The sequence below is a fragment of the Mesorhizobium sp. M7A.F.Ca.US.005.03.1.1 genome (assembly GCF_003997975.1).
Classification (GTDB): domain Bacteria; phylum Pseudomonadota; class Alphaproteobacteria; order Rhizobiales; family Rhizobiaceae; genus Mesorhizobium; species Mesorhizobium ciceri.
Window position 1 is genome coordinate 147,797 of record NZ_RZRO01000006.1, and the last position, 13,462, is coordinate 161,258.

Annotated in this window: 8 protein-coding genes; all 8 read left to right on the forward strand. The window is 65.8% G+C overall.

The window, feature by feature from the left end:
• Window positions 1–52 precede the first annotated feature (52 nt).
• Window positions 53–454, forward strand: a complete 402-nt coding sequence (locus EN990_RS05075; RefSeq protein ID WP_010912939.1) for a PTS sugar transporter subunit IIA — start codon at window positions 53–55, stop codon at window positions 452–454.
• A complete protein-coding gene (locus tag EN990_RS05080) occupies window positions 451–747 on the forward strand; it encodes an HPr family phosphocarrier protein (RefSeq protein WP_013528333.1) in 297 nt (98 codons plus the stop codon). The genes EN990_RS05075 and EN990_RS05080 overlap by 4 nt, the downstream gene beginning before the upstream one ends.
• Window positions 748–927: 180 nt before the next feature.
• Window positions 928–2,328 (forward strand): adenosylhomocysteinase, encoded by a 1,401-nt coding sequence (gene ahcY / locus EN990_RS05085; RefSeq protein WP_013528332.1) that lies wholly within the window; start codon window positions 928–930, stop codon window positions 2,326–2,328.
• A 199-nt stretch (window positions 2,329–2,527) separates the two neighbouring features.
• Entirely contained in the window at window positions 2,528–5,083 is a 2,556-nt protein-coding gene (locus tag EN990_RS05090; protein WP_127384675.1) for a PAS domain-containing sensor histidine kinase, read from the forward strand.
• Between the two features lie 8 nt (window positions 5,084–5,091).
• Window positions 5,092–6,603, forward strand: a complete 1,512-nt coding sequence (gene tsaE, locus EN990_RS05095) for a tRNA (adenosine(37)-N6)-threonylcarbamoyltransferase complex ATPase subunit type 1 TsaE (RefSeq protein WP_127384676.1) — start codon at window positions 5,092–5,094, stop codon at window positions 6,601–6,603.
• Window positions 6,600–7,328 carry a nucleotidyltransferase family protein gene (locus tag EN990_RS05100; protein WP_127370282.1) on the forward strand — a complete coding sequence of 243 codons (729 nt, stop codon included), beginning with the start codon at window positions 6,600–6,602 and terminating at the stop codon, window positions 7,326–7,328. Before tsaE ends, EN990_RS05100 begins: the two co-directional genes overlap by 4 nt.
• On the forward strand, window positions 7,325–10,459 hold the full coding sequence (addB, locus tag EN990_RS05105; protein ID WP_127388250.1) for a double-strand break repair protein AddB: 3,135 nt from the start codon (window positions 7,325–7,327) through the stop codon (window positions 10,457–10,459). The genes EN990_RS05100 and addB overlap by 4 nt, the downstream gene beginning before the upstream one ends.
• Window positions 10,456–13,462, forward strand: a 3,007-nt coding sequence (gene addA / locus EN990_RS05110; RefSeq protein WP_127388251.1) for a double-strand break repair helicase AddA, incomplete at its 3' end; no start/stop codon positions are given. The genes addB and addA, both read left to right, overlap by 4 nt.

Consider the following 13,462-nt stretch of genomic DNA (forward strand, 5'->3'; position numbering starts at 1 on the left):
TGGCGAGCATAAAATGCGCCTGTGAAGCGGCGATGACGGGAGCCACCAAAGAATGATCGGACTCGTGCTTGTAACGCACGGTCAACTGGCCACCGAGTTCCGACATGCCGTCGAACATGTCGTCGGGCCACAAGACAATTTCGAAACCGTGGCGATCGGTGCCGACGACGATATGGAGCAGCGTCGGCGCGACATTGTCGATGCGGTTGCCCGTGTCGACACCGGGGCGGGCGTCATCGTGCTGACCGACATGTTCGGCGGCACGCCCTCCAATCTTGCCATCTCGGTGATGGAGTCCGGCCGCACCGAGGTGATCGCCGGCATGAATCTGCCGATGCTGATCAAGCTTTCCTCGATCCGCAAGGGCGACAACATGGCGGCCGCCCTTGATGAGGCCCAGGCCGCCGGTCGCAAATACATCAATGTTGCCAGCCAGCTCCTGAGCAGCAAATGACCGCGCTGTCCCCGGAAAAAGATCAGATAGTCCGGGATTTTCCCATCATCAACCAGCGCGGCCTTCATGCGCGCGCTTCGGCGAAGTTCGTCCAGCTGGCCAGCGGCTTCGATGCCTCGGTGCATGTCGAGAAGGATGGCGTCAAGGTTGGCGGCACCTCGATCATGGGCCTGATGATGCTGGCGGCAAGCCCCGGCTATTCGATCCGCGTCACCGCCAGCGGGCCGGAGGCCCAGCAGGTCATCGACGCCCTGGAGCAACTGGTGGCGTCCCGCTTCGGCGAGGAATGCTGATCTGGTAGAGCGCGATATGCGTCCGAGAGACATGCAGGGATAAAGATTTCTTTATATCCCATTGTCGTCCTTGCTCCGATCTGCTAGTCAGGCCGGCAATTCGCGCCCTTGGACGCGCCGACCGGCGCGGGCGTGTCCGCAACAAATTCGCAAGCACAACATTCGCATCGGAGTACTGCCATGACGGGTAGCAAGGACTATGTGGTCGCCGACATCTCGCTTGCCGGCTGGGGCCGCAAGGAACTCGAGATCGCCGAAACCGAAATGCCGGGCCTGATGGCCTGCCGTGAGGAATTCGGCCCCAAGCAGCCGCTCAAGGGTGCGCGCATCACCGGCTCGCTGCACATGACCATCCAGACGGCGGTGCTGATCGAGACGCTGAAGGCGCTTGGCGCCGATATCCGCTGGGCCTCCTGCAACATCTTCTCGACCCAGGACCATGCGGCCGCGGCCATCGCCGAGGCCGGCATCCCGGTGTTTGCCGTCAAGGGCGAGTCGCTGGAGGAGTATTGGGACTACACCGACAAGATCTTCCAGTGGGCCGATGGCGGCCTCTCCAACATGATCCTCGATGATGGCGGCGACGCCACCATGTACATCCTGATCGGCGCCCGCGCCGAGGCCGGCGAGGACGTGCTGTCCAACCCGCAGAGCGAGGAAGAGGAATATTTCTACGCCCAGGTCAAGAAGCGCCTGAAGGCTTCGCCCGGCTTCTTCACCAAGCAGAAGGCGGCGATCCGCGGCGTCACCGAAGAGACGACCACCGGCGTCAACCGCCTCTACCAGCTGCAGAAGAAGGGCCTGCTGCCCTTCCCCGCAATCAACGTCAACGACTCGGTCACCAAGTCGAAGTTCGACAACAAGTATGGCTGCAAGGAATCGCTGGTCGACGGCATCCGCCGCGGCACCGACACGATGATGGCCGGCAAGGTCGCTGTCGTGTGCGGTTATGGCGACGTCGGCAAGGGCTCGTCGGCCTCGCTCAAGGGCGCCGGCGCCCGCGTCAAGGTCACCGAGGTCGATCCGATCTGCGCCCTGCAGGCGGCGATGGACGGTTTTGAAGTCGTCACGCTGGAAGATGCGGCCCCCACCGCCGATATCGTCATCACCACCACCGGCAACAAGGATGTCGTCACCCTCGACCATATGCGCTCTATGAAGGACATGGTCATCGTCGGCAACATCGGCCATTTCGATAATGAGATCCAGGTCGCCGCGCTGCGCAATTTGAAATGGACCAACGTCAAGCCGCAGGTCGATATGATCACCTTCGCGGACGGCAAGCGGATGATCCTTTTGTCGGAAGGACGGCTGCTCAATCTCGGCAACGCCACCGGCCACCCGAGCTTCGTCATGTCGGCATCCTTCACCAACCAGGTGCTGGCGCAGATCGAGCTCTACACCAAGCCCGGCCAGTACGAGAACCAGGTCTATGTCCTGCCCAAGCATCTCGACGAAAAGGTCGCCCGCCTGCATCTCGACAAGCTCGGCGCCCGCCTGACCGAACTGTCGGGTGAACAGGCCGCCTATATCGGCGTCACGCCGCAGGGTCCGTTCAAGCCGGAACACTACCGCTATTAACCAAAGCTAAAATTACTACCAGATATTGAGGCCGGGCGATTGACTTTTCGCCCGGCCTTATTTTTGCGCGCCATCAGCCTTCACGCCGATTCGGCGAGGGGTTATTGTCAGGTGATTCGGCGATGCTTCCAGCCCGAGAGGGTCAAGAGAGGCACGCATCAGGGCGGTCTTGCATTCAGGCGGCGGAGAGGACCAAGACATGCCGGGGCAACACCCGCACATAGCGGGACGGGCCGTTTCCGGCGGCCATGACGATTCGGGGATTGCTGGCTCCGCCCTGGAAGGGGGGAGCCTGTCCTGGCGCGCCCGCGCGTCGACATTCCTTGCCACCTCCGCGCTCGCGGGGCCCTTGGCCGGCGCCGCCGCGCATGCCGAGACCGCTGTTGCCAGCGTCGCCGGACTGTCGGTGAGTGCCATTGATGTCATGCAGCTTGCAGTGTTCGTCGGCGTGACGGGTGCCGCACTGATATCGGCCATCGTTCTCATCCGCGAAAGAGCCCGCACCTCGGCGGAGAATGTCGAACTCAGGAGCCGCCTCGCCGACATCAACGCGGCGCTCCGCCGTTCCGAGGCGCTGCTCAATCTGCGCGACCAGCGCGTCGTCGTCTGGGCTGCGGAAAACAAGAAGCCCGAGCTCATCGGCACATTGCCCGTCGAAAGCGGCGCTCCCGAGGATAGGGCCGCTTTTCTTGCTTTCGGCCGCTGGCTGATGCCGCGTTCGGCGGCGGCACTCGAACATGCCGTCGCGGGATTGCGCGAAAAGGCCAAACCCTTCGACCTGGTCATCGAATCGCAGGCCGGTGCGCCGCTCGAAGTGCATGGCCGCAAGAGTGCCGCGCATGTGCTCGTGCGTTTCGTCTCGCTCTCGGAGACGCAGCGCAGCCAGGCCAGGCTGAAGATCGAGAACCAGCGGCTGGCCGCCGACCACGACACGATGATCGGCCTGCTCGACGCGCTGAACATGCCGGCATGGCTCCGCGGCGAGGATGGCGGGCTGAGGTGGGTCAACCGCGCCTATGCCGATGCCGTCGAAGCCGAAAATGCCGAAGCCGCGGTTCGGGAGAAGAAAGAGTTCCTCGGCGGCCAGGCGCGCGATGCGATTGCCGCCCAGCACAGGACGCATCCGGTTTTCGAGCAATCGCTGTCCACCGTGATCGAAGGCGATCGCCGTGTGTTCGCGGTCACCGATTTCGCCGGCAGCGATGGCTCGGCCGGCCTTGCCTGCGACACCAGTGCCATCGAAGCCGTTCGCGGCGAATACGAACGGACGGTGCGAAGCCACGCCGACACGCTCGACCAGCTCAACACGGCGGTCGCCATTTTCGACACCGACGAGAAGCTGCGGTTCTTCAACCAGGCCTTCCAGAAGCTTTGGGGCCTGGACGCAGGCTTCCTGCACAGCGCTCCAGACAATGCCTTGCTGCTCGACCGGCTGCGCAGCGAAGGCAAGATCGCCGAACAGCCTGAATGGCGCCGCTGGAAGGAAGGCCTGCTCGGCGCCTATCGCGCTGTGGAATCCCAGGAACATTGGTGGCATCTGCCTGATGGCAAGACCATCCGCGTCGTCGCCAACCCGCAGCCCAAGGGCGGCGTCACCTGGGTGTTCGAGAACCTCACCGAGAAGATGGACCTCGAGAGCCGCTACCAGACAGCGGTGCGGGTCCAGGGCGAGACGCTCGACAATCTTGCCGAAGGCGTAGCGGTGTTCGGACCCGACGGCAGGCTCCGGCTGTCGAATCCTGCCTTTGCCACGCTCTGGGGATTGAGCGGCGAAGCGGCCAAGCCCAGCGTCCATGTTTCCACCATCCGCGACCTTTGCGACCGGCAGGCGGCGGACAGCCCCTGGCCCGGCTTTGTTGCCGCCGTCACCGGCTTCGACGACGAGCGCCGCGACCGCCACGGACAGACCGAGCTCAACAACGGCAACGTGTTGAGTTACGCCATGATCCCGCTGCCCAACGGGCAGGTGATGATGACCTTCGTCGACGTCACCGACAGCGTCCATGTCGAGCGGGCGCTGAAGGACAAGAACGAGGCGCTGCAAAAATCCGACCAGCTCAAGAACGAATTCGTCCAGCATGTTTCCTATGAACTGCGCTCGCCGCTGACCAACATCATCGGCTTCACCGAACTCCTGTCACAGCCCACGACCGGTCCGCTGACGCAGAAGCAGCGGGAATATGTCGAGCATGTCAGCTCCTCCTCCGCGGTCCTGCTCACCATCGTCAACGACATACTCGACCTGGCGACGGTGGACGCCGGCATCATGCAGCTCGATATTTCCGAGGTGCAGGTCGATCGCACCATCGCCGCTGCGGCCGAACTGGTGGCCGACCGGCTGGAAGAGCATTCGATCAGGCTCGAGGTCGAAGCAGCCTCGGCGCCGAAGACGTTTCACGGCGATGAGGTCCGCGTCCGCCAGATCCTCTACAATCTGCTCAGCAACGCCGCCAATTACGCCCCGGAAGCCAGCACCATCCGGCTCACCTGCCGCCATCTGGCGGACGGGGTGGAATTCTCGGTCCATGACGACGGTCCCGGCATGCCGCCCGATGTGCTCGATTCGGTGTTCCGCCGTTTCGAGCCGCGCGCCAATGGTGGCCGCCGGCGCGGCGCCGGCCTCGGCCTGTCGATCGTCAAGAGCTTCGTCGAGCTGCATGGCGGCAGCGTTCGCATCGAAACCGGCAAGGACAAGGGCACGACCGTCATCTGCACCTTTCCAGACATGCCGGGCATCCGTGCCGCGGCCGAGTAGCGCGTTCGATGACCGGATTGGTGCTGGAGCGATTACTCGCCGACGAGACCCAGACAGCGCGGCTGGGCGAAGATCTGGCGCTGTCGCTGCGCCCAGGCGACGTGCTTGCCCTGAAGGGCGATCTGGGCGCCGGCAAGTCGACGCTGGCGCGGGCCTTGATCAGGACCTTGGCCGACGATGCCGGCCTCGACGTTCCGAGCCCGACCTTCACGCTGGTGCAGAGCTACGACACCCGCATTCCGGTGCATCACTTCGATCTCTACCGCCTGTCCTCGGCCGACGAGATCGATGAGCTTGGGTTCGACGAAGCCTTGGCGCAAGGTGCTGCTTTGGTCGAATGGCCGGAGCGGGCGGAAGCCCATCTGCCGAAAACCACGGTCCTGATCGAGCTCGTCCAGCATGGCAACGGCCGGCTGGCACGATTGTCGGGGCAGGGACCTGCCTTCGATCGGGCCGCACGGTCGCTGGCCATGCGCGACTTTCTCGTGAGCGCCGGCTGGGCGCAAGCGCAGCGCCGCCATTTCATTGGCGATGCTTCTGCCCGCTCTTACGAGATCGTTTCGCTGCCGGGCCAAAAGCCGCAAGTGCTGATGAACTCGCCACGGCTGGTGCTCGGCCCGCCGGTCCGCGACGGCAAGCCCTATGCCGAGATCGCCCACACCGCCCAGTCGGTTTCCGCTTTCGTCGCCATCGACCGCGCCTTGAAGGCAGGCGGCGTCAGCGTTCCGGAAATCCATGCCGAGGACCAGGAGCAGGGATTCCTGCTACTCGAACATCTTGGCTCGGAAGGGTTCCTCGGCAGCGATGGCCAGCCGCTGCCCGAGCGCTGCGCGGCGGCGGCCGAGCTGCTGGCCATGATGCATGGCAGGACCTGGCCGCAGCGCCTGGAAACAGGGCATGGCGGCTTCCACGATGTCCCGCCTTTCGACCGCGAGGCCATGATGATCGAGGCCGATCTGCTGGTCGACTGGTACGTGCCGGCAATAACGGGCAGCCCGGCAAGCGGTGCCTTGCGCGCCGGCTACCACAAGCAATGGGGCGCGCTCCTCGACCGGCTGCACGGCCGCGAATATACGCTGATGCTGCGCGACTTTCATTCGCCCAACATCATCTGGCGCGGCGACCGTTCAGGGCATGATCGGCTGGGCATCGTCGATTTCCAGGACGCGCTGATCGGCCCGTCCGCCTATGACGTCGCCTCGCTGGCCATGGACGCGCGTGTTACGATGTCGCCCGAGATCGAGAGAAAGACGCTGGATGCCTATGTCGCGGCGCGCCACGCAGCCGGTGCTTTCGACGAGGCAAGCTTCCTGGAATCCTACGCCATCATGGCGGCGCAACGAAATTCCAAGATCCTCGGCATCTTCGTCCGCCTCGAAAAGCGCGACGGCAAGCCCTATTATCTAAAACACCTGCCGCGCATTCGCGATTATCTGCGCCGAGCCTTGTCTCATCCGGCGCTGGCAAGCCTGCGCGAGTTCTACGACGCCCACGGTTTGCTGGAGGAGCGAGCGCTGTGACAGCAGGACCGGACACCGCCATCGTACTTGCCGCCGGCCTTGGCAAACGCATGCGGCCGATTACCGACACCATTCCCAAGCCGCTGGTCAGGATTGCCGGCAAGACGTTGCTCGACTGGAGCCTCGACAGCCTGGCTGCCGCCGGTGTCGCGAAGGCCGTGGTCAACGTCCACTATTTTCCCGAACAGATCGTCGCCCATGTCGCCGCGCGCCGCGCGCCAAAAATCGTCATTTCCGACGAGAGCGAACAACTGCTCGATTCGGCCGGCGGCATCGTCAAGGCGCTGCCGGAACTGGGCGAGCGACCCTTCTACATCCTCAATGCCGACACCTTCTGGATCGATGACGGTCCTCTCAATCTCCAGCGCCTCGCCCTTGCATGGGACGCGGCGAAAATGGATATTCTGCTGATGCTGGCGGATCTCCAACAGGCGACCGGACACTGCGGCAGCACCGATTTCCTGGTGGCGCCGGATGGCGGCTTGCGGCGTTCAAAGGGGGATCCGGCGGGGCTGATCTATGCCGGCGCGGCGATCGTCGATCCGCGCCTGTTCAAGGGCGCACCGGCCGGGCCGCACTCGCTCAACGCCTATTTCGATTCCGCCATCGCCTCAGGGCGCCTGTTCGGCATGCCCATGCATGGCCACTGGATCACCGTCGGCACGCCCGATGCCGTACCGCTCGCGGAAGCGGCGGTCGCCGGTGCGCTCATCGAGTCGCAATGAGCGGCTCCAGCCGCGTCTTCTCGATCCCGCCCGGAGCGCCGTTTCTGCCGACGCTTGCCGAGGCGCTGCTTGCCGGCCGTCTTGTTCCGGGGTTTCGATTCGACGGCGACCCGCTCGCTTTGGCCGATGTCACTATCTATGTGCCGACACGCCGTGCCGCGCGTGCCTTGCGGGGTGTCTTCGTCGACAGCCTGGCGGCACGCGGCGGCGGCGGCTCGGCGATCCTGCCGGTCATCCGGCCACTCGGCGAATTCGACGAGGATGAGGCCGCGTTCGAGACCGAGGCATCGGCGGCCATCGATCTCGCGCCGCCGATTTCGGCAACCGAACGCCTGTTGCTGCTGACGCCGCTGGTGCGCGCCTGGAAACGCCGGCTGCCGGCGCATGTCGCCGCCCTTTTCGCCGAGGAGATCGTCATCCCGGCTTCCACCGCCGACGCGATCTGGCTGGCGCGCGATCTCGCCCGGCTGATGGACGAGATCGAAACGGAAGGCACCGACTGGGCCAAGCTCACCGATCTGGTGACCGGCAATCTCGCCGGATGGTGGCAGGTGACGCTCGAATTCCTCGGCATCGTCACCGAAGCCTGGCCGAAATTCCTCGCGGAAAGCGACCGCTCCAATCCGGCCGCGCATCGCAGTGCGCTGATCCGCGCCGAGGCGGCGCGGCTGCTGCGCAATCCGCCCGCCGGCCCGGTCATCGCCGCAGGCTCGACCGGCTCGATACCAGCGACGGCCGAATTGCTTGCCGCGATCGCGCGCCTGCCCGGCGGCGCCATCGTGCTGCCGGGTCTCGACCGGACGCTGGACGAAGCGTCGTTCCAGGCGATTGCCGCGCCTGGCGCGCGTCCAGCCGTACTCGGCCACCCGCAATATGGCTTGGCCAGGCTGATCGGCAAGATCGGCGTATTGCGCGGCGACGTCGAGGAGATTGGCGTGGCCGAACCGCGACGTGCGCTTCGCGCTGCCCTTGTCGGCGAAGCGCTGCGGCCGGCCGAAACCACCGAACTCTGGGCCGAGACACGTGCCGGTTTCCCGGCGTCCGACATTGCCGGCGCCTTCGCCGAGGTGACCTTGCTCGAAGCCGCCAGCGAACGTGATGAGGCCGTCGCCATCGCCGTCGCGCTCAGGCGCGCGGTCGAACAGCCCGGCCAAAGGGCGGCTCTCGTCACCGGCGACCGCGCGCTGGCGCGTCGCGTCTCGATCGAGCTCCAGCGCTTCGGCGTCGTTGCCGACGATTCCGGTGGCACACCGCTCGCCAACACTCCGGCGGCCAGCCTGCTCAGGCTGGCGCTCGAGGCACTGTTCCGGCCAGGCGATCCGGTTGGCCTGCTGTCGCTGCTCAAGCATCCGCTGCTCGGCCTCGGCCTCGAACGGGCCGATGTGCGCCACGCGGCGGAGCTGATCGAACTGGTGGCGTTGCGCGGCGGGACCGGCCGCCCCGACATCGTTTCGCTACCGGAACTGTTCGAAGCCCGCCTCACCGGCTTGGGCGGCGGCAGCCGGCAGCCCTTCTGGTTTTCCCGGCTGACCGTGCGCTCTATCGAAACTGCGCGGAATTTGCTCGAACGTCTCAAGCAGGCGCTGGCGCCGCTCGCAGCCTTCCGAGGCCGGGATGACGCCGACCTTGCCGCGCTTGTCAGGGCCAGTGTCGTGACACTCGAAAATCTCGGCCGCACCGCCGACGGCGGCCTTGGCGAACTCTATGCCGGTGACGCCGGCGAGAAGCTTGCCGAACTGCTGCGCGGGCTGGTCGCGGCTTCGGCTTCGCTGTCCTTCGCGGCGACCGAGTGGCCCGACATCATGGCGGCGCTGATCGCGCCTGAAACGGTCAAGCCGGCACAAGGCACCGACCGGAACATCGCCATCTGGGGCGCGCTGGAAGCCCGGTTGCAGACGGTCGACACGCTGGTCATCGGCGGGCTCAACGAGGGCGTATGGCCGCGCAAGCCAGAGAGCGACCGCTTCATGTCGCGGCTGATGAAGACCGGCATCGACCTCGAACCGCCCGAGCGGCGTATCGGCCTTGCCGCGCATGATTTCCAGATGGCCATGGGCGCCGGGAAGGTGGTGCTGTCCCGCTCGGCACGTGCCGGCGATGCACCCGCCGTGCCGTCGCGCTGGCTTCAGCGGCTGCTGACCTTCATCGGCAGCGACCAGGCAGCGGAGCTGCGCCGGCGTGGCGACGAGCTGCTCGCCTGGGCGCGCGCGCTGGATGCCGGCCCAAGGCAGGATTTCGCGCCACGGCCGCAGCCGCAGCCGCCGCTGTCGGTGCGCCCGACGCATTTCTCGGTCACCGAGATCGAGACCCTGCGCCGTGACCCCTACGCCGTCTATGCAAGACGCATCCTCGGCCTGATGCCGCTCGATCCGGTTATTCGCGACCCCGGTGCGGCCGAGCGCGGCACGCTGTTTCACGCCATCCTGCACCTGTTCTCAGGCAGCGTCGCCGATCCGCGCGCTCCCGATGCGCTTGCCGGCCTCATCGCCGCCGGCCGCGCCTGCTTTGCCGAAGCCGCCCTTCCGGCCGACGTCGAGGCGGTGTGGTGGCCGCGCTTCGAAAAACTCGCCGCCAACATCATCGAGTGGGAGCGCACGCGCGCTGATGCTGTGACAAGGCGCCATGCCGAGGAGCGCGCCGGAAAGACCGTTGTCGGCCAATCCGGCGTGACGCTGTCCGGCTACGCCGACCGCGTCGACCTTCTGGCCGGCGGCATGGCCGACATACTGGACTACAAGACCGGCTCCTCGCCGTCCAAGGTGCAGGCGCACACACTGCTTGCGCCGCAACTGGCGCTCGAGGGCGCGCTGCTCAGGCGCGGCGCCTTCAAGGATTTGGGCGTGCGTGAGCCCTCTCAACTGGCTTTCATCAGGCTGAAGCCGAATGGCGAGGTGTTCGAGGAATCCATCCTCGAACACAACCGCCAGCCGCGAACCGCGACCGATCTTGCCGAAGAGGCCTGGGCACGGCTGGAAAAGCTGCTGATCCACTATGCAGACCCTGCGACCGGGTATCTGTCGCGCGCGCTGCCGTTCCGCGAAGGCGAGACGGATGGCGACTACGACCATCTTGCCCGCGTGCTCGAATGGTCGGCAGGCGGGGATGCCGGCGACGAGGGAGGGGAGGCATGAAGAAGGCCTATCCCATTCCCAGCGACACCGCGACCAGCCAGGCCCGCGCCGCCGACCCCGGCAATTCCGCCTGGGTGTCGGCCAATGCCGGCTCCGGCAAGACCCATGTGCTGGCCCAGCGCGTCATCCGGCTGCTGCTGCGCGGCACCGATCCGTCGAAGATACTGTGCCTGACCTATACGCGCGCCGCCGCCGCCAACATGTCGAACCGGGTCTTTTCGACACTGTCGGAGTGGACGACGCTTGGTGACGTGGATCTGGCGGCAAAGGTCGAGGCGCTGGAGGGGCGCCGGCCCGATCTCGAGACCATGCGCCGGGCGCGGCGCCTGTTCGCCGAGGCGCTGGAAACGCCCGGCGGGCTGAAGATCCAGACCATCCACGCCTTCTGCGAATCGGTGCTGCACCAGTTCCCGCTGGAGGCCAACATCCCGGCCCATTTCGAGATGCTCGACGGCCAGATGGAGGCATCGCTGTTTGCCGCGGCGCGCCGCGAGATGATTTCGGGCACGTCCGCCGGTGACAGGGATCTGGCCGAGGCTTTTGCCGCCATTCTCGATCGGGGCGGCGAAGCCGGGCTCGACGCCTTGCTGGGTGAGATTGTGCGCAAGCGCGACGGCTTGCGCCATTTCATCGACGCGGTCGGGCGCGATGGCACGCACTTCCAGGCCCTGTTCGACGAATTCCATTTCCATCCAGGCCAGACAGCCGAGGGCATAGCCGCTTCGGTATGGCCGTTGCCGGGCTTCCTGCCCGACTATTTTGCCGGCTTCGCCCACGCCGCCGAGGCCACCGACGCCAGATCGGTACTGAACAACATCCTGCCCTATGCGCGGCAGGCCTTTGCCGAGGGCGATCCCATTCGCCGCCTGCAACTGCTCGCGCGAGCCTTCCTCAAGACCGATGGCGACGCTTACGACCCGGCAAAGGCCTTCAAGAGGGCCCTGGTCGACCGGTTGCCGAATCTGGCGGAGCGTTATCTCTCGGCCGCCAACGCCATAGTCGAAACCACCGATCGGCTGGCCCTGTTCCGGATGCTTGAAGGCACGGCTGCCGCGCTGACCATCGCCGACTGGCTGATCGCCCGCTACGAAATGCTGAAGCGCAGCCGCGGCTTCCTCGATTTCAACGACCTGATCACCCGCACCGTCAACCTGCTGGCGCGGCCGGACGCCGGCCCCTGGGTGCAGTACAAGCTCGACCAGGGCATCGACCACATCCTGCTCGACGAGGCGCAGGACACCAGTCCGGACCAATGGGAAGTGGTGAAACGGCTGGCGGAGGAATTCTTTGCCGGCTTTGGCGCACGCGACAGGGTCCATCGCACGGTGTTCGCCGTCGGCGACGAGAAGCAGTCGATCTATTCGTTCCAGGGTGCGGCCCCGGACTCCTTCGCCGACAGCCGGCTGTTGTTTGCCGGACGAGTGCGTGACGCCGAGGCGTCCTTCGCCGATCTCAAGCTGACCTGGTCGTTCCGCTCGACCGACGATGTTCTGACCGCGGTCGACCGCGTCTTCGCCGATCCAGCCGTGCGGCGCGGCATCAGTCATGATCCCGATCCGCTTCGCCACCAGGCGATCCGCACCGACGCGCCGGGCTATGTCGAGGTGTGGCCGTCGGTCGGCGCTGAAGCCGTCGATGAGCCAGATGACTGGACACAAGCCATCGACCATGCGCACGCGCCGGCGGTGCGCGTGGCCGAGAACGTCGCCGCCACAATCGCCGGCTGGATCGGCAGTGGCGAAATCATCGAAGGCCGCGGCAAGCGGCTGCGGCCGGGCGATGTGCTGGTGCTGGTGCGCAAGCGCGATCGCTTCGTCCATGCCCTGACCCGCGCACTCAAACGCCGCGACATTCCGGTTGCCGGCGCCGACCGGCTGAGCCTGCCCGGGCACATCGCGGTCAAGGATCTGATTGCGCTCGGTCACCTCCTCATCCAGCCGCAGGACGATTTGTCGCTTGCCGCCGTGTTGCGCAGCCCGATCTTCGATCTGCCGGAAGAGGCGCTTTTCACGCTCGCCGCGCAGAGGCCGGCTGGTCTGTCGTTGATCGCATCGCTGCGACAGCACGCCGGCGAAAGCGAGAGACTGGCGAAGATCGTCGCCCAGGTCGACATCTGGACGAACGAAGCCGCGTTTAAGCCGGTGTTCGAATTCTATGCCGCCCTGCTGGCGCGCGATGGCGTGCGCCGCAAGATGATCGCGCGGCTCGGGCCCGAAGCCGGCGATATTCTCGACGAGTTCCTGAGCTTCTGTCTTGCCGAGGAGCGAACCGGCCTGCCGGGGCTCGAAGCCTTCCTGTCGACGCTGGAAAACGCCGGTCCCGAGATCAAGCGCGAGATGGACCAGACCCGCGACGAGGTCCGGGTCATGACCGTGCACGCCGCCAAGGGCTTGGAAGCGCCCGTCGTGTTCCTGGTCGATGGCGGTTCCGCGCCGTTCAGCGACCAGCATTTGCCGCGCCTGATGCCCTTCGATGGCTCCGGCGCGAACTGGGACGGCAAGGGCTATCTCTGGCGCTCGGCCAGCGAGGTCGCCAACGGTTTTTCGAAAGCGGCGGCCTCAAGGGCACGGGAACTCGCCGACGACGAATACCGCCGGCTGCTCTATGTCGGCATGACCCGTGCCGAGGACCGGCTGATCGTCTGCGGCTATCATGGCAAGCGGGCGCCGAACGCCGGCACCTGGCACTCAATCGTCAGCCGCGCGCTGATCGGTGCGCCGGAGAGCGAGCAGCGTGCGCATCCCGCCGGCGGCGAGCCGGTGCACCGTTTCCATGTCACCAAGCTGCCCCCCGTCGCGCCAAGTTCCGCCGATCAGCTACGGCAGGCCGACGCTTTTGGGCCTTTGCCGGCGACGCTGTTCCGGCCCTTGCCGCCCTTCGAGGATCTGCCGCGTCCGTTGTCGCCATCGGGCGCCTCGGCGCTGATCGACGAAGGCAAGCAAGCCGTTGTCGACAAGGCGTCGCCGGTGCTCGACGCCGATGCCGAGCCCGGCTTTGCCGTGC

Coding starts and splice junctions, on each gene's coding strand:
- EN990_RS05075 (WP_010912939.1), top strand. CDS start 53: ATGATCGGACTCGTGCTTGTAACGCACGGTCAACTGGCCACCGAGTTC.
- addB (WP_127388250.1), top strand. CDS start 7,325: ATGAGCGGCTCCAGCCGCGTCTTCTCGATCCCGCCCGGAGCGCCGTTT.
- tsaE (WP_127384676.1), top strand. CDS start 5,092: ATGACCGGATTGGTGCTGGAGCGATTACTCGCCGACGAGACCCAGACA.
- EN990_RS05090 (WP_127384675.1), top strand. CDS start 2,528: ATGCCGGGGCAACACCCGCACATAGCGGGACGGGCCGTTTCCGGCGGC.
- EN990_RS05080 (WP_013528333.1), top strand. CDS start 451: ATGACCGCGCTGTCCCCGGAAAAAGATCAGATAGTCCGGGATTTTCCC.
- ahcY (WP_013528332.1), top strand. CDS start 928: ATGACGGGTAGCAAGGACTATGTGGTCGCCGACATCTCGCTTGCCGGC.